19 protein-coding genes are annotated in these 20,890 nt (G+C 72.2%); 7 read left to right on the forward strand and 12 right to left on the reverse strand.

All coding sequences use genetic code 11. The features are described 5' to 3' along the window. Nucleotides 1-139 precede the first annotated feature (139 nt). Nucleotides 140-1,309: an FAD-dependent oxidoreductase gene (locus EDM22_RS03085; protein ID WP_122935601.1), complete on the forward strand. Its 1,170-nt coding sequence runs from the start codon at nucleotides 140-142 to the stop codon at nucleotides 1,307-1,309. Between the two features lie 64 nt (nucleotides 1,310-1,373). Here the strand turns inward: EDM22_RS03085 and EDM22_RS03090 are convergent, their stop codons facing one another. The 6 genes from EDM22_RS03090 to EDM22_RS03115 all read right to left on the reverse strand — a co-directional run bounded on the left by EDM22_RS03090 (nucleotide 1,374) and on the right by EDM22_RS03115 (nucleotide 6,505). Further along, entirely contained in the window at nucleotides 1,374-3,482 is a 2,109-nt protein-coding gene (locus EDM22_RS03090; protein ID WP_245989150.1) for an APC family permease, read from the reverse strand. 81 nt (nucleotides 3,483-3,563) lie between these two features. Then, on the reverse strand, nucleotides 3,564-3,932 hold the full coding sequence (gene crcB / locus EDM22_RS03095; protein WP_122935602.1) for a fluoride efflux transporter CrcB: 369 nt from the start codon (nucleotides 3,930-3,932) through the stop codon (nucleotides 3,564-3,566). Next, nucleotides 3,929-4,348: a fluoride efflux transporter FluC gene (locus tag EDM22_RS03100; RefSeq protein WP_122935603.1), complete on the reverse strand. Its 420-nt coding sequence runs from the start codon at nucleotides 4,346-4,348 to the stop codon at nucleotides 3,929-3,931. The genes crcB and EDM22_RS03100 overlap by 4 nt, the downstream gene beginning before the upstream one ends. 22 nt (nucleotides 4,349-4,370) lie before the next feature. Next, entirely contained in the window at nucleotides 4,371-4,877 is a 507-nt protein-coding gene (locus tag EDM22_RS03105) for a GNAT family N-acetyltransferase (protein ID WP_122935604.1), read from the reverse strand. Nucleotides 4,878-4,958: 81 nt separating this feature from the next. Continuing rightward, the gene (locus EDM22_RS03110; RefSeq protein WP_122935605.1) at nucleotides 4,959-5,570 is read right to left on the reverse strand and encodes a PadR family transcriptional regulator; all 612 of its coding nucleotides are present in this window, start codon (nucleotides 5,568-5,570) and stop codon (nucleotides 4,959-4,961) included. Beyond that, the gene (locus EDM22_RS03115; RefSeq protein WP_122935606.1) at nucleotides 5,567-6,505 is read right to left on the reverse strand and encodes a DUF4097 family beta strand repeat-containing protein; all 939 of its coding nucleotides are present in this window, start codon (nucleotides 6,503-6,505) and stop codon (nucleotides 5,567-5,569) included. The genes EDM22_RS03110 and EDM22_RS03115 overlap by 4 nt, the downstream gene beginning before the upstream one ends. 321 nt (nucleotides 6,506-6,826) lie before the next feature. Between EDM22_RS03115 and EDM22_RS03120 the strand changes: the two genes are divergently transcribed. Further along, nucleotides 6,827-7,585 (forward strand): MerR family transcriptional regulator, encoded by a 759-nt coding sequence (locus EDM22_RS03120; RefSeq protein ID WP_122935607.1) that lies wholly within the window; start codon nucleotides 6,827-6,829, stop codon nucleotides 7,583-7,585. A gap of 51 nt (nucleotides 7,586-7,636) precedes the next feature. Here EDM22_RS03120 and EDM22_RS03125 read toward each other — a convergent pair whose 3' ends face one another. Both EDM22_RS03125 and yczE read right to left on the reverse strand, forming a co-directional pair. Beyond that, on the reverse strand, nucleotides 7,637-7,894 hold the full coding sequence (locus EDM22_RS03125; protein WP_122935608.1) for a hypothetical protein: 258 nt from the start codon (nucleotides 7,892-7,894) through the stop codon (nucleotides 7,637-7,639). A 150-nt stretch (nucleotides 7,895-8,044) separates the two neighbouring features. After that, complete coding sequence (yczE, locus tag EDM22_RS03130) at nucleotides 8,045-8,749, reverse strand: membrane protein YczE (RefSeq protein ID WP_122935609.1); 705 nt, start codon at nucleotides 8,747-8,749, stop codon at nucleotides 8,045-8,047. A 65-nt stretch (nucleotides 8,750-8,814) separates the two neighbouring features. Between yczE and yczR the strand changes: the two genes are divergently transcribed. Next, nucleotides 8,815-10,260: a MocR-like transcription factor YczR gene (gene yczR, locus EDM22_RS03135; protein ID WP_122935610.1), complete on the forward strand. Its 1,446-nt coding sequence runs from the start codon at nucleotides 8,815-8,817 to the stop codon at nucleotides 10,258-10,260. A 109-nt stretch (nucleotides 10,261-10,369) separates the two neighbouring features. Here the strand turns inward: yczR and EDM22_RS03140 are convergent, their stop codons facing one another. Then, nucleotides 10,370-11,893, reverse strand: coding sequence for an MFS transporter (locus EDM22_RS03140; protein WP_122935611.1), 1,524 nt, complete (start codon nucleotides 11,891-11,893; stop codon nucleotides 10,370-10,372). 101 nt (nucleotides 11,894-11,994) lie between these two features. Between EDM22_RS03140 and EDM22_RS03145 the strand changes: the two genes are divergently transcribed. Then, a complete protein-coding gene (locus EDM22_RS03145) occupies nucleotides 11,995-12,681 on the forward strand; it encodes a TetR/AcrR family transcriptional regulator (protein ID WP_122935612.1) in 687 nt (228 codons plus the stop codon). A 61-nt stretch (nucleotides 12,682-12,742) separates the two neighbouring features. Here EDM22_RS03145 and EDM22_RS03150 read toward each other — a convergent pair whose 3' ends face one another. Beyond that, nucleotides 12,743-13,768: a hypothetical protein gene (locus tag EDM22_RS03150; RefSeq protein WP_122935613.1), complete on the reverse strand. Its 1,026-nt coding sequence runs from the start codon at nucleotides 13,766-13,768 to the stop codon at nucleotides 12,743-12,745. 90 nt (nucleotides 13,769-13,858) lie between these two features. Then, complete coding sequence (locus tag EDM22_RS03155; RefSeq protein ID WP_170963990.1) at nucleotides 13,859-14,893, reverse strand: hypothetical protein; 1,035 nt, start codon at nucleotides 14,891-14,893, stop codon at nucleotides 13,859-13,861. A gap of 126 nt (nucleotides 14,894-15,019) precedes the next feature. On the opposite strand from EDM22_RS03155, the gene EDM22_RS03160 reads away from it, so the two are divergent. After that, entirely contained in the window at nucleotides 15,020-18,322 is a 3,303-nt protein-coding gene (locus EDM22_RS03160) for an efflux RND transporter permease subunit (RefSeq protein ID WP_122935615.1), read from the forward strand. A 27-nt stretch (nucleotides 18,323-18,349) separates the two neighbouring features. Here EDM22_RS03160 and EDM22_RS03165 read toward each other — a convergent pair whose 3' ends face one another. After that, on the reverse strand, nucleotides 18,350-19,303 hold the full coding sequence (locus EDM22_RS03165) for a TolB family protein (protein ID WP_122935616.1): 954 nt from the start codon (nucleotides 19,301-19,303) through the stop codon (nucleotides 18,350-18,352). Nucleotides 19,304-19,531: 228 nt separating this feature from the next. On the opposite strand from EDM22_RS03165, the gene EDM22_RS03170 reads away from it, so the two are divergent. Both EDM22_RS03170 and EDM22_RS03175 read left to right on the forward strand, forming a co-directional pair. Continuing rightward, nucleotides 19,532-20,305, forward strand: a complete 774-nt coding sequence (locus EDM22_RS03170) for a GntR family transcriptional regulator (protein ID WP_122935617.1) — start codon at nucleotides 19,532-19,534, stop codon at nucleotides 20,303-20,305. Next, entirely contained in the window at nucleotides 20,302-20,823 is a 522-nt protein-coding gene (locus EDM22_RS03175; protein ID WP_122935618.1) for an HAD family hydrolase, read from the forward strand. The genes EDM22_RS03170 and EDM22_RS03175 overlap by 4 nt, the downstream gene beginning before the upstream one ends. Nucleotides 20,824-20,890 lie beyond the last annotated feature (67 nt).

Consider the following 20,890-nt stretch of genomic DNA (forward strand, 5'->3'; position numbering starts at 1 on the left):
CGGCGCGACGGCCCGGATCGGCCGCCCGGCGGGGCCGTCCGACGCGCCTGCCGGAGCGCTCCCGGGCGGCGCGCGGTCGCGGCGTGCGGCCCCCGTTCGCCCGGTGCGGGCGCTCAGCAAAAGGTGCTGAGATGGAGGGGTGGAAGCCCGTCCCGAGCGCGTCAAGGTCGTGGTGATCGGCGCCGGCCAGGCCGGGCTCTCGGTCGCCTACTACCTGCGACGGTTCGAGCTCGTCGCCGACGACGACTTCGTCATGCTCGACCGGGCTCCCGGCCCCGGCGGCGCCTGGCAGCAGCGCTGGTCCTCGTTGCGACTCGGCACCGCGCATCGCGTCAACGACCTCCCCGGAATGGCCGAGCTCGGCCTCAGCTTCGAAACGGCCGACCGGTCGCTGCCCGCCAAGGAGGTCGTGGCGGACTACTACGGCCGATTCGAGGAGCACTTCGAGCTGCGCGTGCGCCGCCCGATGGACGTGCGGCGCGTGTCCAACCAGGGGGTCGACCTGCTCGTCGAGGTCGAGGACCGCACGCCGCAGCCGCTCGAGGAGGAGAAGGCCCGCGGCCTCTTCGGGCGGCGGCGCAAGACGTTCGAGCCCGCCGGCCCGCCGCCCGCTCCGCGCTACGAGATCGTCACGCAGTTCCTCGTGAACGCCACCGGAACATGGGGCTCGCCGTTCGTGCCGTACTACCCGGGCATGGCCGAGTTCCGCGGCCGGCACCTGCACACCTCCGATTTCACCGACGCCGAGGAGTTCCGCGGCCGGCACGTCGTCGTGGTCGGCGGCGGCACCTCCGCGATCGGCTTCATGCTCGAGCTCGAGGGCGTCGCCGCCGGCCTCACCTGGGTGTCGCGACGTCCGATCGACTGGATCGACCGCCAGGAGCTCGACCTCGAGGGCGCGTCGGCCGCCGTCGCGCTGCAGGACGAGGCGGCCCGCTCGGGTCGTGCCCTCCCGTCGGTGGTGAGCGGCACCGGCGTGCCGAAGAGCCGCCGCATCGCCGCGGGCATCGAGCGCGGGCTCCTCGTCGCGCGACCCATGTTCGACCGCATCGAGGCCGACCGCGTGGTGTGGAACGACGGCTCCGAGGTGCAGGCCGACGTGATCATCTGGGCCACGGGCTTCCGCCCGGAGCTGCGCCATCTCGCCCCGCTCAAGCTCCGCGAGAAGGCGGGCGGCATCACCGTGGGCCAAGGCGCCGCGTGGAGCGATCCGCGCGTCTTCCTCGCCGGCTACGGCCCGCAGGCGTCCACGATCGGGGCGAACCGCGCCGGGCGCATGATCGCACGCCAGATCATGGCGATGCTGTGAGCCGTGTCGATGCCCGGCGCGGCGGATGCCGCGGCATCCGCCCGCGACCGAGCCGGCGCCGGCCCTAGCGACGCCGTCCGGTGCCCTCGAGCTGGTGCGGGCGGCGCGGCACGGGCCGCACGGGCTCGCCACGGCGGTCCTGGCCGGGCAGCGGACGCGACCGGCGCCCGTAGAGCAGGTCCGACGAGTCGAGCAGCCACGGCACGAGCGACACCGTCACGCCGTGCACGAGCAGCAGCTTCTGGCGGATGCGTCGAGCCTTGTGGTTGTGCAGCAGGTTCTCCCACCAGTGCCCCACGATGAACTGGGGCATGTAGACGGTGACGACCTCGGGGCCGAACTCCTCGCGGCGGTGCTTGATGTACTGGATCAGCGGGTAGCTGAGGTCGCGATACGGCGACGACAGGATGCGCAGCTTCACGTGGATGTTCTGCTTCATCCACTCCTTCTTCAGGCGCTTCGTCGCCTCCTCGTCGAGCGAGACGTGCACCGCCTCGAGCGAGTCGTGGCGTGCGGCGATGGCGTAGTCGAGCGCCTTCAGCGTGGGCTTCTGCATGCGCCCGACGAGCACGATCGCGTGGTCGCCCGTGGCGCCGAAGGTGGTCGTCGCGTCGACCGCGATCTCCTTCTCGACGTCGCGGTAGTAGCGGTTCACGCCGAGCATCAGCAGGAACAGGATCGGCATGAGCAGGAAGACGATCCAGGCGCCGTGGGTGAACTTCGTGATCGTCACGACGATGAGCACGACCGCGGTCATGACCGCGCCGACGGCGTTGATGACCAGGGCCCGGGTGATCGCCGCGCGCGTGAGGGGCTTCGCGCCCTCCTCCTCCGGGCGCGGCGGCCGCTTGGGCAGCTTCGAGCCCGACGGATGCCGCGACTTGCCGAGCTCGCGCAACCAGTGCCGCACCATGCCCGTCTGGCCGAGGGTGAACGACACGAACACGCCGATGATGTACAGCTGGATGAGCACGGTGAGGTTCGCCTGGAAGACCACGAGGATGAACGTCGCCGCGAGCGCGAGGATGATCACGCCGTTCGAGTAGATGAGCCGGTCACCGCGGGTCGAGAGCGACTTCGGCGCATACCCGTCGTGGGCGAGCACCGATCCGAGCAGCGGGAAGCCGTTGAACGCCGTGTTCGCCGCGAGCAGCAGCACCAGTGCGGTCGTGGCCTGGATCACGTAGAAGAGGACCGACGACTCGCCGAACGTGGCGGCGGCGACCTGTGCCATGAGGCTCTGCTGCGGCTCGGTGGCGCATCCCTCCCAGCCGATGAGGTTGCAGGGGTTCTCGGCGTAGTGCACGTTCGCGACGAGCGCGAGGGTGGTGAGTCCTGCGAAGAGCACGATCGCGATGCCGCCCATGAGTGCGAGCGTGGACTGCGCGTTGCGGATCTTCGGCCGGCGGAAGGCGGGCACGCCGTTCGAGATCGCCTCGACGCCGGTGAGTGCGGAGCATCCGCTCGCGAAGGAACGCAGCAGCAGCAGCACGATCGCCGCCTGCGTCAGCGATTCGCCCTCGACCGCGTACTGCGCCGACTCGGCGACCGGCGGATCGCCGAGCACCGTGCGCACGAGGCCCACGACTATCATCACGAGCACGCTGCCGATGAAGAGGTACGTCGGCACGGCGAACGCCTTGCTCGACTCGCTCACGCCGCGGAGGTTCACGGCCGCGAGGATGATGACGAAGAGGACCGCGAGCTCGACCCGGAACGGGTTGAGCTCGGGGATCGCGGAGATGATGTTGTCGACGCCGGATGCGACCGACACGACGACCGTCATGACGTAGTCGACGAGCAGGGCGGATGCCACGACGAGGCCCGCCTTCTCGCCGAGGTTCTTGTGCGCGACCTCGTAGTCGCCGCCGCCCGAGGGGTAGGCGCGGATGAGCTGCCGGTAGCTGAGGACGACGGTGACGAGGAGGATCACGACCGCCGTCGCGACCCAGGGCGCGAAGCTCAGGAACGCCAGCCCGCCGATGAGGAGGATCATCACGAGCTCCTGCGGGGCGTACGCCACCGACGAGAGCGGGTCGCTCGCGAAGATGGGGAGCGCGAGCTTCTTGGGGAGGAGCTGGCCTTCGAGATGCTCGCTGGGAAGCGGATCCCCGATGATCCAGTGCTTCGGGGACTTCAGTTCGGCCGGCGGCGTAGGCGCCTGTTCAGTCACGGCGGGCCACACTACTCCGGCGGCACCCGAAGTCAAGTCGAGCCGGGTGGCGCGGCGCGGCGGCCGGGGTCGCCGCCTGCCTCAGCGCAGCAGCAGGTAGGCGGTGGTCGCCGCACCGAGGCCGACCACGACGGTGACGAGGATGTTGAGCACCGCGGCGCGCCAGCGGCCCCCGTCGAACAGCTCGATCGTCTCGACGCACCACGTGCTGAACGTGGTGAGGCCGCCGCAGAAGCCCGTGAGGAGGATGAGCCGCACGTCGGCGCCGAGGGCGGCCCGCTCCGCGAGCGCGATGACCGCGCCCGCGACGCCCGACCCGACCACGTTCACGATGAGGATGCCGCCCGGCAGGTGCCCGGGTCGAACCGGGTAGCGGCGAGAGAGGGCGTAGCGGATGACGGCGCCGACGGCGCCCGCGACGAGCACGGCGGCGATCACGCCGGTGCTCACAGCGTGGCTCCGTCGTCGGTGATCTCGGTGGGCATCGGGCGGTGCGCGAGCGCGGAGCCGAGCTTGAGGCCGGCCGCGGCGAGCGCGAGCCCGCCGACGAGCGACACCGCGAGGTAGAGGAACGCGAGGGGCGTCTCGCCGCCCCGGTCGAGGATCGCGATCGAGCCCATGACCGCCGACAACGTCGTGAAGGAGCCGATGACGCCCGATCCCACGCCCGCCTTGAGCCAGGTCGGGGTCGACGGACGCGTCCAGAGCCCGCCCGCGAGCCAGCCGAGGACGAAGGTGCCGACGAGGTTCACGATGAGGGTCGAGCCGGGGAAGCCGTCGTCGGCATGCGGGAGGGCGCTGTCGACCGCGAGGCGGAGTCCCGTGCCGAGCAGGCCGCCGGCGAACACGGCGAGATAGGGGAGCACCCGTCGAGACTACGCGGCGAGCTCAGCGCGGCACGAGCTCGACGACCCAGTCGTTCGTGTGCAGCACGCGCCCGGGCGCGACCTCGAAGTCGGCCTGGCCGAGCAGCGTGAAGCCGGCCTTGCGGCACACGGCGTTCGACGCCGGGTTGTCGACGCGGGGGAACGCGTGCACGGGCAGCGTCTCGCCGTCGCCGCGCGCGTAGTCGAGCAGGGCGTGCACGGCGGCGGGGGCGATGCCCTGGCCACGGTAGTCGGCCTCGACCGACCAGCCCGCCTCGAGCACGGGCTCGCCGCGCCACTCGCGCTGCCAGTAACCGACGATGCCGACGCCCTCGGGGTGCTCGGGTGTGACGATGCGGAACTGCCGGGCGCTGCCCTCGTGCCAGAGGTGGAGGTACCGTTCGTGCCGGGCGCGCACCTGGGCGTCGGTCTCGGGGCCGCCGAGCTGGTCCATGAGCTCGGGCGTGTTGGCACGGTGGAGGAGGTCGAGGTCGTCGGGCGACCACGGGCGCAGGCTCACATCCACCATGCCTCCATGGAACTCCATGCCGGCGACATCCGCATCCCCCGTGCCGCGCGCTGGTGCGGGGCGGCGCGGGGGAGCGGTGGCTCACCGCCCGGCGAGCTCCCGCAGCACCTCGGCGCGCACGTCGGCGAGCCGGGCCTTGAGCAGCGAGACCGTGCCGTCGGTGAGCTTGCCGCGCTGCGCCTGGGTGCGCAGCTCGGTGCGCAGCTGCTGGCGGAACTCGTTGAGCACGAGATCGGCCTCGTGCACCGCGCGGTTGCCCTCGGCGTTGACGTGCACCGTGGCGCTCGTCGTCGACGCGGCCTTCCTCGCCTCGCGCGCCGCGTTGGCGAGCTCGGCGCGCAGGCTGCGCATCGCCGAGTCGACCTCGGCGCGAACACCCTCGGCGAGGCGGCGCACCGAGTCGGTCACGTCGTCCTCGATCGCGTCGAGCTCGTGCCGGCGCGACTCGAGCTCGGCCCGACCGGCGTCGGTGATCTCGTAGACGGTCTTGCGGCCGTCGGTGCGCTTGGTGACGAGCCCCTCCTCCTCGAGCTTCGCGAGTCGGGGGTAGATCGTTCCGGCGCTCGGCGAATAGGTGCCGCCGAAGCGCTCGGACAGGGCCTGGATGAGTTCGTACCCGTGGCGTGGGCGCTCCTCGAGCAGGGCGAGCAGGTAGAGGCGCAGGTTGCCGTGGGCGAAGACCGCGGGGGTCATGCCGCGCCGTCCTGGTCCGGTCGGGCGGATGCCCCGTCGTCGGTGCCTTGGGCAGGCGCGTCGCTCGCGGCATCCGCTTCGCCCGAGCCCGTCGCAGCCGTGCCCTCGCCCTGGGCCGCAGCCGTCGGCACCGGCTCGCGGCGGATGACCGCGATGTTGCCCGAGACGCTGTTGGCGCCGAGGTCGAGCCACGTGCCCTCGAGCTGGCCGGTGACCCGCTCGAATCCCTTGCCGAGCGTTCCCTTGATCTGGGTGTCGTCGAGCAGGAGCGACCCGGTCACGGTGTTCACGCGGTAGCGGGCGCCGCTGCCGGCGTCGAAGCGCACGGTGAGGTTGCCCGACACGGTGTTGGTGTCGACGCGGCCGGGGGTGCCGCGCACGTCGAGGATCATGTCGCCCGAGACCGTGTCGGCGCTGAACGAGCTCACCTCGCCCATCGCGGTGACGTCGCCCGAGACCGTGTGCGCCGTGATGCGGCCCATGTGGTCGCCCACCGACAGCTCGCCCGAGACGCTCGAGAGCTCGATGTCGCCGGAGTGGTTGTCGACGACGATGTCGCCCGAGACGGTGCTGAAGCGAGCGTCGCCGTCGAAGCCCGAGACGAGGGCGGCGGCGTTGACGACGCCGAGCTTGATGAGCACGTGCCTCGGGGCGAGGATCGAGACTTCGGCCTTCGCGCTGCCACGGAAGCCCTTGAAGACCTCGAGGAAGTTGTCCCACCGCAGCTGCGGGTGGTCGACCTCGAGCGAGTCGCCGTCGATCTGGATCATGAGGTCCTTGCCGCTGACGCTCGACACCTCGACGCGTGCGCCGGGCTCGTCGTGGGCGATCAGGTCGACCTTGCCTCCGATGAGGCTGACCTTGAGCTTGCGTACGAGCTCGAGGTCGATGACCCGGGACTCGCCGGGGTTCACGACCCACTTCTCGATTGCCATGCGGTTCTCCTTCCGTTCGGCGAGCGGATGCCGCTGCGCCACGCCGCCGATGCGGCGCTGTATCGCGATATATCGCGTTGTGTAGATTCACGATATATCGCGTCTGCGGATGCCGCAAGCCCCCGCCGGGATTCCACGAGCCGCGTGCCCCGTGCGCAACTCCGGACCCTGCTCTCGACCCGCCGGCGCAGCAGCGCGACGCGCCGACGACGGCCGGGCCGGCTCCGGAGTTCGGCGCGCGGCATCCGCTTGACCTTGACGTTGCGTCAACTTCTACAGTAGAACCCGACCGAGCCGTGAGCAGGAGGGAAGGAGCGCGAGATGGACTGGTCGATCCAGGAGATCGCCAAGCTCGCCGGCACGACGAGCCGCGCGCTGCGTCACTACGACGACATCGGGCTGCTCGAGCCGAGCCGCATCGGATCGAACGGCTACCGCTACTACGACGGCGCCGCGCTCGTGCGACTGCAGCGCATCCTGCTGCTGCGCGAGCTCGGGCTCGGGTTGCCGGCGATCGCCGACGTGCTCGCCGGCGAGACCGCGGAGACGCGGGCGCTCGCCGGGCACCTCGGCTGGCTCCGGCAGGAACAGGACCGGCTGGCGCGGCAGATCGCGTCGGTCGAACGCACCATCGAGGCATTGGAGGGAGGTGAGGAGATCATGGCGAAGGACATGTTCGACGGGTTCGACCACACGCAGTACCGCGAGGAGGTCGAGCAGCGCTGGGGCCCGGAGGCCTACGCCGCCGGCGACCGCTGGTGGCGCGGCATGCGCGACGACGAGCGGCAGGCGTGGAAGGAGCGCACGGCCGCGCTCGGCCGCGACTGGATCGCGGCCGCCGAGTCGGGCGTCGCGCCCGGCGGCGCAGAGGCGCAGGAGCTCGCCCGGCGCCACGTCGAGTGGCTGGCGGGCGTGCCCGGCACGCCGGCTTCCCAGGCCGGCGGCGACGTCAAGGGCTACGTCATCGGCCTCGGCGAGATGTACGTGGCCGACGAGCGCTTCGCGGCCAACTACGGCGGCGAGGCGGGGGCCGCGTTCGTGCGTGACGCGCTGCGCGTCTACGCCGAGGCGAACCTGTAGCCGGATGCCGCGGGAGCGCGCCCCGCGGCATCCGCTCGCCTCACCTCGGCCTCAGTCGCCCGAGCAGTCCTCCCAACGGGCGAAGTCGCCGATGATCCAGCCGAACTTCGCGATGTCCCAGCTCTTGATCTCGGCGATCCGCCTGGCGATGGCGCCGGGATCGCCCACCGCCTGCGGGACGAACACCTGCCCCACGCACGAGGCGGTCGGGTTCACCGTCGACTCGGCCGCCGAGGCGGGCGCGGCGAGGCCGATGGAGCCGATGACCGCGAGTGCGGCGGCGCCGAGGATGATCGTTCGTGCGTGCATGTCGTTCCCCCTCCGAGTCCGTCGCGGGGCCGACGAGTGCCGGCGATCCGGTTCCGCGACGTCGTTGGGCGCGAGGCTATCCCGGTGGAGGGACGGCGCGCAGGTGGCGGATGCGCCACCACGGGCGGGGCGCGGGCGACTGCGGCTCCCTCAGGCCTGCGCGGGGGTGACGCCCGTGATGGGGCGCGGGACGTCCCGGTTCGGCGCCCCGCGACGGGCCGCGGCATCCGCTCGCCGTACCGCGAACAGCGGGATCGCGTAGCCGCAGAGCGGCCCGATGAGCACCGCGAATGCCACCGTGCCGATGCCGACGTTGCCGCCGAGCAGCCAGCCGGCCGCGAGCACGGTCAGCTCGATGCCGGTGCGCACGATCCAGATGCGCACGCCCGTGCGGCGGTGCAGGCCCGTCATGAGGCCGTCGCGCGGACCGGGGCCGAAGTGGGCTCCGATGTAGAGGCCGGTCGCGGCGGCGAGCACGAGGATGCCGGAGGCGAGCAGCACGATGCGCAGCCACAGGTCGAGGCCCGTGGGGATGAGCCACAGGCCCACGTCGGCAGCGGGCCCGACGATGAGCGCGTTCATGATCGTGCCGAAGCCCGGCTTCTGGCGGATCGGGATCCACAGCAGCAGCACGACCGCGCTCGTGAGGATCGTGATGAGCCCGAACCCGAGGCCGGTCTGCTTCGCGATTCCCTGGGTGAGCACGTCCCACGGGGCCACGCCGAGCTCGCCGCGCACGATGAGCGCGATGCCGATGCCGTAGAGGAAGAGGCCCGCGAAGAGCTGGACGATGCGGCGGGCGAAGACCGGTGCGGGGTCGGCGGTGCGGAACGAGCTGAGAGTGCGGTGCGGCATGATGCAATCCAATTCCATGATTGGCCTTTTCGCATAGATCCAATTCGTCTAAAGTGGCTCGCATCATGGATGCCACCCTCAGTGCCCGCTCCCTCGAGAACCTGCTCGGCGACTGGCGCGGCGACGGCGGCAGCGCCTACCGTGCGCTCGCCGACCGCATCCGCCTGCTCGTGCTCGACGGGCGGATCCCCGTCGACACCCGGCTCCCCGCCGAGCGCGACCTCGCCGAACGGCTCGCGCTGAGCCGCACCACCGTCACGGCGGCCTACCGTGAGCTCCGCGACCAGCGGCTCCTGCACAGCGTGCGCGGTTCGGGCAGCGTGGCCCGCCTCCCCGGCGCCCCCGCCATCCTGCCCGCGCCGCCGACCGCCGACTACATCGACTTCTCCAAGGCGGCGCCGCCCGGGCTGCCCTGGCTCGCGGATGTCGCGCGCGCCGCCGCCGACGACCTGCCCGGCGAGCTCGGCGGCGCCGGCTTCGACCTCGTCGGCACGCCCGCGCTGCGCGCCGCGATCGCCGACCGCTACACCGCGCGGGGACTCCCCACGCACCCCGAGCAGATCATGGTCACGATCGGCGCCCAGCACGCCATCGCCCTGCTCTCACGTGCGCTCATCGGACGCGGCGACCGCGCGCTCATCGAGGCGCCCACGTACCCGCACGCCTACGAAGCGCTGCGCGCGGCGGGCGCGCGGCTCGTGACCGTGCCCGTCGAACCGCGCGACGGCGGCGCCGACGGCTTCGGCGCGGTCGACGAGGTCGAGGCGCTGACCCGCGCCATCCGGCATTCGAACCCCGTCGCCGCCTACCTCATGCCGGACTTCCAGAACCCGACGGGTCGGTCCCTCAGCGCCGACGCCCGCGAGCGGGTGCTCGACGCGGCCGCCCGCCAGGGCACGGTCGTGATCGCCGACGAGACGACGGCCGAGCTCGACATCGACCGCGGCCTCGACCTCGCCCCGCTCGCCGCCTACGGGCCGGCGGTCATGATCGGATCGGTGGGCAAGACGGTGTGGGGCGGCATCCGCGTGGGCTGGATCCGCGCCGAGCGGCCGCTCCTGCGCCGCCTGCTCGCCGTGCGTTCTCCCAACGACCTCGGCACGCCCATCATGGAGCAGCTCATGGTCACCCGGCTCCTGGACCGCATGGACGACATCCTCGAGCTGCGCCGCGAGCAGCTGCGCGCCGGCCGCGACCGGCTCGAGTCGCTGCTCGCGGGCGCCTTCCCCGACTGGCACGTGCCGCACGTCGACGGCGGCATCGTCACGTGGGTGGGCCTCGGCGCCCCGGTGAGCTCGCAGCTCGCGCTCGCCGCGCGCTCGCAGGGGCTCATCATCGCGGCGGGCCCGCGCTTCGGCATCGACGGGGCGTTCGAGCGGTTCCTGCGCCTGCCCATCTGCTACTCCGCCGAGACGACGGATGCCGCGGTGCAGGCGCTCTCCCGGGCGTGGGGCGCGCTCGCGCGCACCCCCGTTCCCGCCGACCAGGGCGTGCTCGGCGCGGTCGTCTGATCCGCCCGCCGGTCGAGTCGGCCGCAGGCCGTATCGAGACCCTGCCGCCCGCCGGTCGAGTAGGCCGCAGGCCGTATCGAGACCCAGCCGATGGCTCGGCGCCCGAACCTCAGTGCGCGACCACCGGCTCGGCCGCGGCATCCGCCGACGCCTGACCGTGCGTCGCGACCGACAGACCGTCGCCCTTGCGCCGGAACAGCAGTGCGGCGATCACGGCGCCCGCTGCGAAGAACGCGGCGCCCCACATGTACGCCACCGCGTAGCTGTGGATCGCGGCATCCGCGAGCACCTGCTCGGTCGGCGGCGTGTGGCTCGCGACGTAGTCGGTCGCGGCGGTCGCGGCGAGCGTGTTGAGCAGCGCCGTGCCGATCGATCCGCCGACCTGCTGGCTCGTGTTGACCGTCGCGGAGGCGACGCCCGCGAACGAGCGGTCGACCCCGAGCGTGGCGGTCTGCATCGACGCGGGCATGATCGAGCCCATGCCGAAGCCGATGATCATGAGCGGCGGCAGGATGTTCGCCGCGTAGCTGCTGTCGGCATCGAGGAGGGTGAGCAGCGCCATGCCGCTCGCCGCGAGCACCATGCCGATGGGCACCATGACCTTCGGGCCGAAGCGCGGCACGAAGAGGTTCGTCGACAGCTGCGCGGCGAGCACGAGCATCGCGATCATCGGCAGGAACGCGAGGCCGGTCTGGATCGGCGAGTAGCCGAGCGAGGTCTGCAGGTAGTACGTGACGAACAGGAAGATGCCGAACATGCCCGCACCCGCGATGAGCACCGAGAGGTAGGCGGCGCCGCGGTTGCGGTCGAGCACGATCGAGAGCGGCAGCAGCGGGTGGGCGGCGACGCGCTGCCACACCACGAAGAGCACGAGCAGCACACCGGATGCCACGAGCATGCCCCAGGTGTACGGGGAGTCCCAGCCCTCGGTCTCGGCGTTCGAGAAGCCGTAGACGAGCAGGAACAGCGCGCCGGAGACGAGCGCGGTGCCCGGGATGTCGAGCTTCGGGCGCGGGCCCGTGCGGGCCACGTGGCGCACGAAGAGGATCGCACCGACGACGGCGACCGCGGCGATGGCCACGTTGATGTACAGGTTCCAGCGCCAGTCGAGCTTCTCGGTGAGGAGGCCGCCGAGCAGCAGGCCGATGGCGCCGCCGGCTCCCGCGATGGCGCCGAACACGCCGAACGCGCGGGCGCGCTCCTTGGGGATCGTGAACGTCGTCGTGAGCACTGCGAGCGCGGTCGGGGCGAGCAGGGCGCCGAACGCACCCTGCAGGGCGCGAGCACCGACGAGCACCTCGAAGGTGGGCGCGGCGCCGCCGATCGCCGAGGCGATCGCGAAGCCGATGAGCCCGAGGATGAACGTGCGCTTGCGGCCCCAGAGGTCGGAGAGCCGCCCGCCGAGCAGGAGCAGGCTGCCGAAGGCGAGGGAGTAGGCGGTGATGATCCACTGGCGCTGGCCGTCGGAGAACCCGAGGTCGGCCTGTGCCGCCGGGAGGGCGATGTTCACGACCGTGGCGTCGAGCACCACCATGAGCTGGGCGAGGGCGACGGTCGCGAGGGTCCACCACCTGCGGGAGGGGGCCGCGGGCGCGACGGCCTGCGTGGTCGGATCGGCGGAAACGGAAGTCATGGGCGCCACTCTATACGAGACTTGCCAGTTTCGGATATGAACAGTTCTTGAAGTAACATGGCAGCAACACCCGCGACCCGCGAGACACGGAGAGGACCGCGATGACGCAGCTCGACTCCACGGCCGAGGCCGCCGACGTCACTCCTGCCGCGCCCGCCGTGAAGCTCGGTCGCCGTCGCGACCACAGCCGCGACCCCGAGATCCTCGACGCGGCCATCGACGTGCTCGCCGAGACCGGTTTCGACGGCATGACCATCGACATGGTCGCGGCGCGCGCCAAGGCCGGCAAGGCCACGATCTACCGGCGATGGCCGTCCAAGGCCGACCTTGTGCTCGACGCCGTCGCCTGCATGAAGGCCGGCGAGCTCGACCCCGAGCGCCTGCCCGACACCGGCACGCTGCGCGGCGACCTCGTCGCCATGATCCGGCCGCGCTCCATCGAGGAGGGCGAGCGCAAGCTGCGCATCATGGGCGGCCTGTTCGGCATGATCTCGAGCTCGCCCGAGTTGGCGGATGCCGCGCACGCGGCCCTCATCGAGCCGCGCGCCGCCGTGAACCGACTCTTCCTGCAACGGGCGATCGACCGCGGCGAGGTCTCCCCGGACTGCGACGTCGAGACGATCGCCAAGCTCACGCCCGCGATGGCGGCGTTCCGCCTGCTCATCGAGAAGCGCCCGGTCGACGCCGAGTTCCTGCTGTCGCTCATCGACGGGGTGATCCTGCCGGCGGCGGGCATCGGCCATGGGGCACCGCCCGCGACGCAGGCGGGGCAGGCGCGCTCGCGATGAGCGGCGCGCCGTCGCCGCGGGAGACCCGGCGCCGGTAGGGCGACGCCGGGCCTCCACCCGATCAGCGGCGCAACGCGAACCGCATCACTCCGACGAGCACGGCGCCCGTCAGGAGCAGGAACACTGCGAGCCGCTGCCAGAACCCGGCATCGAGCCCGGTCGAGGCGAGCCCACTCGTCGCGGCTGCGAGGGGCACCACGGCCGCCGATGCGGTCGTGGAGCCCGGGCCCGCCGAGCCGGAGCCGCCGCCGCCCGGGGTGGCGGGCGTCGCCGGGTCGGCCGGGTCCGTCGGGTCCGTCGGGTCCGTCGGGTCGACCGGGTCCACCGGCGTCACGATCGTGGTCGAGCCATCGGTGGACGAGTCCCCGATCACGGAGACGGCGTTTCCGCCGATCGTCACGGGCAGTGACAGGTCCGGGAGGATCTGCGTTCCTCCGAGGATGGAGTCGTCACCGGAGGTGGCGGCATCCGAACCCGAGCCCGACCCGTCGGTGACGACGCCCGTGAGCGCGCCCTCCGAGGACGAGTCCCCGATGACGGAGACGGCGTTGCCGCCGATCGTCACGGGCAGTGACAGGTCCGGGAGGATCTGCGTTCCTCCGAGGAGCGAGTCCTCGCCGGAGGTGGTCGCCTCCGAGCCCGACCCCGACCCCGACCCCGACCCCGACCCCGACCCCGTCATGACGACGGTCTCGGCGTCCTCGCTCGACGAGTCCCCGATGACCGACACGGCGTTGCCGCCGATCGTCACGGGCGCCGACACGTCGACGATCGCCTGGCTTCCGGAAGCCACGCCGTCGTCACCCGAGGTGACGGCGACGGGCTCCACCGGCTCGGCCGTGTCGCCCGCTTCGTCGTCGTCCGTCGACACCTCGGTCGAGGCATCCGACGACGACGAATCGCCGATGATGGAGAGGGCGTTGCCGCCGATCGTGATCGGTGCCTCGATCGAGATCCCGAGCTGGGTGCCCGAGAGGATGCCGTCGTCGCCGCCCGTCTCCGAGGCGTTGGCGACGCCGGCTCCGAGGAGCATGAGTCCCCCGGTGAACAGGGTCGCGTACAGCGCCCTCGCTACGAATCGCTTCATGGTTCAGTTCTCCTGACTGGTTGGGAAATGTCGCTCCCGGTGGGAGCGATGACCGTGTCCGCCTGCGCGCAGGCAGGCGGGCGGTTCCCGTCAGTCAGGGGTGGTGTCGGTGTCGTACACCGGCGACGACGGCAGTTCGTCGTCGACCGAACCGAGCACGAGCGACGCGAGGGCGTCGAGATCGATGGCGCCGGATGCCGCGTCCGCGGTGTTGCCGGCCCCGGCGCCCGCCGTGCCGGCTCCCGTCGATCCGGTGACGGGCGCGTCGAGCGGCTCGCCGGGCGCAGGCGCGCCGGGCGGCCACGTGGGCGTGCCCGACCCGCCGAGCGTCGCGGAGCCCGCAGGCGCGGCGGCATCCGACACCGTGCCGGGAACGCCAGGCGGGGCGAGGTCGCGAGCGTCGGGCGCGACGACCGCGACACCGGCCGACGCCGGCACCGCGCCGGAGGCGGGTGCTTCTGGGCGGACATCGATGCCCGGTGGCGACGGCAGCACGCCGTCGCCCGGCAGCGGGCCGAGGTCGCCGACCACCCCATCGAGGGTCTCGTCGACGAGGCCGGTGATCGGCCCGAGGACGCCGCCGAGGGTGTCGTCGCCGAGCAGGGTGCCGACGATCGGAAGCCCGCCCACGACGTCGTCGAGTGTGCCGGCCAGTGGATCCACGAGCGTTCCGGCCGGGCTGCTCGAGGCGATCGCGGAGACCGCCTCGCCCGCGCCGGCGATCGCGCCGACGACCGCTGCGTCGACGGCGTCGACCGTCGTGCTCGCGTCATCCGCCACTCCGCCGACGGGCACCGCCGCGAGGGCGGGCTCCACGAGTGACGGCGCCGCGTCGGTCACGGTCGGCGTGACCGCAACGATCGGCTCGAGCACGGGCTCGACGGCGTCGACTGCCGTGTCGACCGTGTCGATCGCGCCGTCGAGCGTGTCGCCGACGTCGCCCACCACCGTGCCGACCGTGCCGAGCAGGCCGTCGGGCTGCTCCTCGGCCGACGCGCTCGACGGGCTCATGACGAGGCTCAACGCGATCCAGGCGGCGGCGACGCAGGCCCCGATGAGTCCGGAGCGAACGAGTGCAGCGCGAAGCAGCGGCGTGTGTCGCTGCGACTCCACTGCCCCCACCACGACCCCCCGGAAAGATGCGATCCCTCGCACCCTACCCCCGGTCGGGGGCCAGGGTGAAGACCCTGCACGGCACGTTCACAGGTTCCCGTGACATCCGCGGGCTGCAGTCACTGCAACAATCGAGGCATGTACGTGCTCGCGAAGCTCAGCATGAAGAACCGCGCCCTCATCGCCCTCGTCACGGTGGTGGTCGCGATCTTCGGCGTCATCTCGCTCTCGAGCCTGAAGCAGGAGCTCGCGCCCTCGATCGAGTTCCCGCAGCTGTCGATCGTCACGAGCTATCCGGGCGCGTCGCCCGACATCGTCAACACGGATGTCTCGACGCCCATCGAGACCGCGATCCAGGGCATCACGGGGCTCGAGTCGACCTCCACGACGAGCTCGACGGGCCTGTCGCGGGTCACCGCGAGCTTCACGTACGGCACCGACCTGGCGTTCGCCGAGCAGAAGCTGCTCTCCGCGGTGAACCGCATCTCGGGCGACCTGCCCGAGGACGTGGATCCGCGCGTCATCGCGCTGAGCTTCGACGACTTCCCGGTCATCCAGGTCGCCGTCACGGGCGCCGACGACGCGGCGACGCTCTCCGACGAGCTCACGCGCACGACCCTTCCCGAGCTCCGCGACCTCGACGGCGTGCGCGATGCGGCGCTCGTCGGCGACGTCGGCCAGCGCGTGACGATCACGCCCGACCCCGAGAAGCTCGCGGCGCTCGGCCTCACCCAGCAGGCCATCCGCGACGCGCTCGCGCAGAACGGCCTGCTCATCCCGGCGGGTTCGATCACCGAGGGCGACCGGACGTTCGCCGTGCAGACCGGCGTGCGCATCCAGAGCGTCGACGAGGTGGCGGCGCTGCCCGTGCTCGGTGCGACCGAGCAGCAGGCGGCGCCGGCTGTGCCCGGCGCGGGCGCAGGAGCGTTCCCCGGAGGGGACGCCGCTGCAGCCGCCGCGGCCACGGTGAGCGTGCCCGTCGCGGCGACGATCGCCGACGTGGCATCCGTCGAGCTCACCGAGAACCCCGTGACGAGCATCTCGCGCGTGAACGGGGAGCCCGCGCTCACGATCTCGGTCACGAAGCTGCCGGCGGCCAACACCGTCGAGGTGTCGAACGCGGTGCGCGACCTGTTGCCCGACCTCGAGTCGGCGCTCGACACGACCAACCCCGGCGCCACCTTCACGGTCGTGTTCGACCAGGCGCCCTACATCGAGCGCTCGATCGAGTCGCTCGCCACCGAGGGCCTGCTCGGCCTGCTGTTCGCGGTCATCGTCATCCTGATCTTCCTGATGTCGGTGCGGGCCACGCTCGTCACGGCCATCTCGATCCCGACGTCGGTGCTCATCACGTTCATCGGGCTGCAGGTCGCCGACTACACCCTCAACGTGCTCACGCTCGGCGCGCTCACGATCGCCATCGGCCGCGTGGTCGACGACTCGATCGTCGTCATCGAGAACATCAAGCGGCACCTCGTCGCGGGCTCCGACAAGGCGTCGACGATCGTGCGCGCCGTGCGCGAGGTCGCCGGGGCGGTCACCGCATCGACGATCACGACCGTGGCGGTGTTCCTGCCCATCGCGCTCGTCGAGGGCGTCACGGGCGAGCTGTTCCGCCCGTTCTCGCTCACGGTCACGATCGCGCTGCTCGCGTCGCTGCTCGTGTCGCTCACGATCGTGCCGGTGCTCGCGTACTGGTTCCTGAAGCCCGCGAAGCCGCACCAGCACGCCGACGCGGGCGAAGCCGCGGCCGCGGCATTCGTCGACGAGGAGAGCCCCGCGCAGGCCGTCGACGAGCTCGAGCACCCCTCTCGCCTGCAGCGCGGCTACCTGCCGATCCTGCGCTGGACGCTCAAGCACGCCGGCGTCACGATGATCATCGCCGTGCTCGTGCTCGCCGGCACAGTGGCGATCATCCCGCTCATGAAGACGAACTTCCTCGGATCGTCGGGCCAGAACACGTTCCGCGTCACGCAGGAGCTGCCGGTGGGCACGAGCCTCGACGCGCTCGACGCGGCCTCGCAGCCGGTGGAGCAGGTCATCCGCGACACCGAGGGCGTCGAGACCGTGCAGACCTCGATCGGCTCGGGCGGCAGCAGCCTCGCGGCCGCGTTCGGCGGCGGCAGCTCCGCCACGATCACCTACTCGGTCACGACCGACGAATCCGCCGACCAGGAGGCGCTGCAGGCCGACGTGCGCGAGGAGCTCGACGCGCTCGACGATGCGGGCGAGATCACGCTCGCCGCCCAGAGCGGCTTCGGCGCGTCGAACGACATCGCCGTCGACATCACGGCGTCGAACGCGGCGGACCTGCAGGCCGCCACCGATGCCGTCGTCACCGAGCTCGACGGGCTCGACTCGCTGAGCCAGGTCACGTCCAACCTCTCGGCGTCGCAGCCGTACGTCGCCGTCGAGGTGAACCGGGCGGATGCGGCGGCCGCGGGCTACTCCGAGGTCGCCCTCGGCAGCGTGGTGTCGGCCGCGATGTCGCCGCAGCCGGCCGGCTCGGTCGTGATCGACGAACAGACCCTCACGATCTACCTCGCCTCCGACGAGCCGCCGGCGTCGATCGACGAGCTCTCGGCGCTCGAGATCCCGACGCCCACGGGTCCTGTGCGGCTCGACGAGCTCGCGACCGTCGAGCAGACCGACGGCCCGGCATCCGTCACGACCGTGCAGGGTCTGCGCAGCGCGACCGTCTCGGCCACGCCGAACAGCGACGACCTCGGCACCGCGAGCGCCGACGTGGCGGCCGCACTCGACGCGGTCGACCTGCCCGAGGGCACCTCGGCGTCGGTCGGCGGCGTCACCGCCGACCAGCAGGAGTCGTTCTCGCAGCTCGGCCTCGCGCTGCTCGCGGCGATCCTCATCGTCTACATCGTGATGGTCGCGACGTTCCGCTCGCTGCGCCAGCCCCTGCTGCTGCTCGTGTCGGTGCCCTTCGCGGCGACGGGCGCGATCCTGCTGCAGGTCGTCACGGGCATCCCGCTCGGCGTCGCGTCGCTCGTCGGCGTGCTCATGCTCGTGGGCATCGTCGTGACGAACGCGATCGTGCTCATCGACCTCGTGAACCAGTACCGCGATCGCGGCATGACGGTGCGCGACGCGCTGCTGCACGGTGCCTCGCGCCGACTGCGGCCCATCCTCATGACGGCGCTCGCGACGATCTTCGCGCTCCTGCCCCTCGCGATCGGGCTCACGGGCAGCGGCGGGTTCATCTCGCAGCCGCTCGCGCTCGTCGTGATCGGCGGTCTGCTCTCGTCGACCGTGCTCACGCTGCTCGTGCTGCCGGCGCTGTACGACCTCGTCGAGGGGCGCCGCGAGCGTCGGGATGCGAAGCGCGCGGCGAAGGCCGAGGCGGCAGGGGCGGCGGGCTCGGCGGATGACACGACGCCACCCGCCGGGCCGGATGCCGCGGCATCCGCCGACGCCGTGATCTAGCCCCACCAGCGGGCAGCGGGGACCGGCTCACTCGGCCCAGTCGAGCGTGCTCCGCTCGGGGAGCTCGTCCCACAGCTGCTCGAGTCCGGTGCCGTCGGCCGTCATCACCCAGATGGGCGAACCGCCCCCGCCCTCGAACTTGGCGGTCCAGGCGATCCGGTCGCCGTCCGGCGACCATGCCGACGCGACCGTGTCCGCAGACAGGGTGTCCTCGAGGATCCGCTGCGGGTCCGAGCCATCGGGCGCCATGAGGTAGATGCCGGGGCCCTGCGGGTTGCCGTCGCTCCAGAAGACGATGCGTTGGCCGTCGGGCGCCCACCGCCCGCCGGCGTCGTCGCCGCCCGTGGCGGTGAGCTGCGCGAGGCCGGTGCCGTCGACGCCGATCGAGTAGAGATCGAGTTCGCCGCCGCCGCCGCGGTCGACGCCGATCAGGAGGCTGCGGCCGTCGGGGGCCCAATCCTGCAGCCCGACGAAGGCGTCCTGCTCGGCGTAGATCGCCCGTGGTTCGGTGCCGTCGGCATTCATCAGCCAGATGGTGCCGCCGTCGGCTTCGGTGAACGTCGAGAACGCGATGGCGGAATCGTCGGGCGACCACGCCGCGACCTCCTCGCTCACCTGGGTCGTCGTCAGCCGCACCTCGCCGCTGCCGTCCGCGTTCATCGTGTAGACGTCGCCGTTGCCCGCGTCGTCGCTGCGGATGAAGATGATGCGGGAACCGTCGGAGGACCATCGGGGGACCGACTCGGCCTCCGGCGTCGTGGTGAGGTTCGCGGCCTCGTCGCCGCGGTAGGCGACGATGTCGCCGGCATCGACGAACAGGATGGATCCCGTCAACGTCGGAGGGACGAAGGTGGCGGTGGGTTCCTCCGTCGTGGAGGGGTCCTCCCTCGCGGAGCGTTCCTCCGCGGCGGCGCAGCCCGACAGCGCCGCTCCGAGGGCGAGGGCCGACAGGACCACGGGCGTGGCTGGGACTCGATGCATCGTGGTGCCTCCGTCGCTTCCCGTCGCGAACCCGAGCGTGTCGTGCCCTGCCCCGGCGCTCCGCCGGGTGCGGTGCTCGCTCGGCCGCAGCCTAGACCGCCTCGGGCGGTGCCGGTAGCCCGGGCCACCACGGTTGCCGGGCGACGTCGCCACGGGTTCACCGAAGGTTCACCCAGCTGTCGTGTCGATCGGCCCCTGTATGCGCGCCGGGTTCGTAGCGTCGAGGACATGTCGATCGTCGAGGCGCCGCTGCACCGCAGGGTGACGGAAGAGCTTCGCGCGCGCATCGGCAGCGGCGAGTGGCCGGTGGGAATGCAACTGCCGAGCGAGGCGGCGCTCTGCCGCGAGTTCGGCACCTCGCGCGGGCCGGTGCGCCAGGCGCTCGCCACGCTGCGCGCGGAGGGCGTGGTGGTCGGCGGTCGCGGCCGCGCCCCGGTCGTCGGCCGGTTCGTGCCGTCGCAGTCGTTCTCGACGTTCACCTCGTTCACCGAGTGGGCCCGCAGCATCGGCAAGGCGCCGGGCCAGCGCACGCTCGAGCTCGCGAAACGCCCCGCGACCTCGGTGGTGGCGGGGCTGCTGCGGCTCGGCGAAGGCGGCGCCGTGATCGACGTGCTGCGGGTGCGCTCCCTCGACGGCGTGCCGACGATGGTGGAGCGGGCGTCGTTCATCCTCGAGGTCGGCCTGCACCTCGCGGACTTCGACTGCGACTCCGGCTCGCTGCACGCGCACCTCACGAGCCGCGGCATCGACCTGCGACGCGCGCGCCACACGATCGACGCCGTCGCGGCGAACCGGCTCGACGCCGAGGTGCTCGGGATCGCCACGGGGTCCCCGCTGCTGCGCGAGCGCCGCCTCACGTGCGACGGCGCCGGGCGACCGCTCTGCGTCGCCGAGGACCGCTACCGCCCCGAGCTCGCGAACTTCGCCATCGAGAACGAGGTGGACCGGCGCACGCCGCTCACCCGTGCCGACCCCACCCATGACAGGAGCGCCCATCCATGATCACCCTCGCCGTGCTCGGCTTCGCCGGGACCACCATCGCACGGCGATCCGACGGCGAGCTGCACCCGCCGGTGCCGGTGCGCGGTGCCGCCGAGACATTCGCCGAGCTGCGGCGACGCGGCGTGAAGGTCGCCCTGATCACGGACCTGCCGCACGAGACGGCCGAGGAGCTGCTCGGCGAGCTCGGCTGGACGGTCGGCGACGACTCCGGCCGGCGCGTCGGCGCGGTGGACGCGCTCGTCTGCGCCGACGAGGTCGCGGCCGGGCGGCCAGCCCCGTACCTCGTGCATCGCGCGATGGAGCGCACGGGCATCCGTGACGTGCGCCAGGTGCTCGTCGCGGGCGACACGCTCGCCGCCCTCGAGACCGGTCGTGCCTCGGGCGCGCGCTTCGTGATCGGCGTGCTCACGGGCGCCGCCCGTCGCGAGGAGCTCGCAGCGGGGCCGCACGACGCGATCCTCGCGAACGTCACGGAGCTCATCGCGCTCGCCGTTCCGGCGGCACCGCTGCGCACCTGAGGCCTCCCGGCACGACGCCGCGGCGGCGCCGTCCCGTGGAGGGGAGCGGCGCCGTCGGTCGTGAGCG

This window comes from Agromyces tardus (assembly GCF_003710805.1).
Taxonomy (GTDB): Bacteria; Actinomycetota; Actinomycetes; order Actinomycetales; family Microbacteriaceae; genus Agromyces; species Agromyces tardus.

What these genes read in the sequence shown, in the direction of transcription:
- EDM22_RS03125 (WP_122935608.1), bottom strand. Translation starts at nt 7,894, where the DNA reads ATGCACGCACGAACGATCATCCTCGGCGCCGCCGCACTCGCGGTCATC.
- EDM22_RS03170 (WP_122935617.1), top strand. Translation starts at nt 19,532, where the DNA reads ATGTCGATCGTCGAGGCGCCGCTGCACCGCAGGGTGACGGAAGAGCTT.
- EDM22_RS03160 (WP_122935615.1), top strand. Translation starts at nt 15,020, where the DNA reads ATGTACGTGCTCGCGAAGCTCAGCATGAAGAACCGCGCCCTCATCGCC.
- EDM22_RS03105 (WP_122935604.1), bottom strand. Translation starts at nt 4,877, where the DNA reads ATGGTGGATGTGAGCCTGCGCCCGTGGTCGCCCGACGACCTCGACCTC.
- EDM22_RS03165 (WP_122935616.1), bottom strand. Translation starts at nt 19,303, where the DNA reads ATGCATCGAGTCCCAGCCACGCCCGTGGTCCTGTCGGCCCTCGCCCTC.
- EDM22_RS03120 (WP_122935607.1), top strand. Translation starts at nt 6,827, where the DNA reads ATGGACTGGTCGATCCAGGAGATCGCCAAGCTCGCCGGCACGACGAGC.
- EDM22_RS03110 (WP_122935605.1), bottom strand. Translation starts at nt 5,570, where the DNA reads ATGACCCCCGCGGTCTTCGCCCACGGCAACCTGCGCCTCTACCTGCTC.
- EDM22_RS03145 (WP_122935612.1), top strand. Translation starts at nt 11,995, where the DNA reads ATGACGCAGCTCGACTCCACGGCCGAGGCCGCCGACGTCACTCCTGCC.
- EDM22_RS03140 (WP_122935611.1), bottom strand. Translation starts at nt 11,893, where the DNA reads ATGACTTCCGTTTCCGCCGATCCGACCACGCAGGCCGTCGCGCCCGCG.
- yczR (WP_122935610.1), top strand. Translation starts at nt 8,815, where the DNA reads ATGGATGCCACCCTCAGTGCCCGCTCCCTCGAGAACCTGCTCGGCGAC.
- EDM22_RS03175 (WP_122935618.1), top strand. Translation starts at nt 20,302, where the DNA reads ATGATCACCCTCGCCGTGCTCGGCTTCGCCGGGACCACCATCGCACGG.
- EDM22_RS03150 (WP_122935613.1), bottom strand. Translation starts at nt 13,768, where the DNA reads ATGAAGCGATTCGTAGCGAGGGCGCTGTACGCGACCCTGTTCACCGGG.
- EDM22_RS03115 (WP_122935606.1), bottom strand. Translation starts at nt 6,505, where the DNA reads ATGGCAATCGAGAAGTGGGTCGTGAACCCCGGCGAGTCCCGGGTCATC.
- yczE (WP_122935609.1), bottom strand. Translation starts at nt 8,749, where the DNA reads ATGCCGCACCGCACTCTCAGCTCGTTCCGCACCGCCGACCCCGCACCG.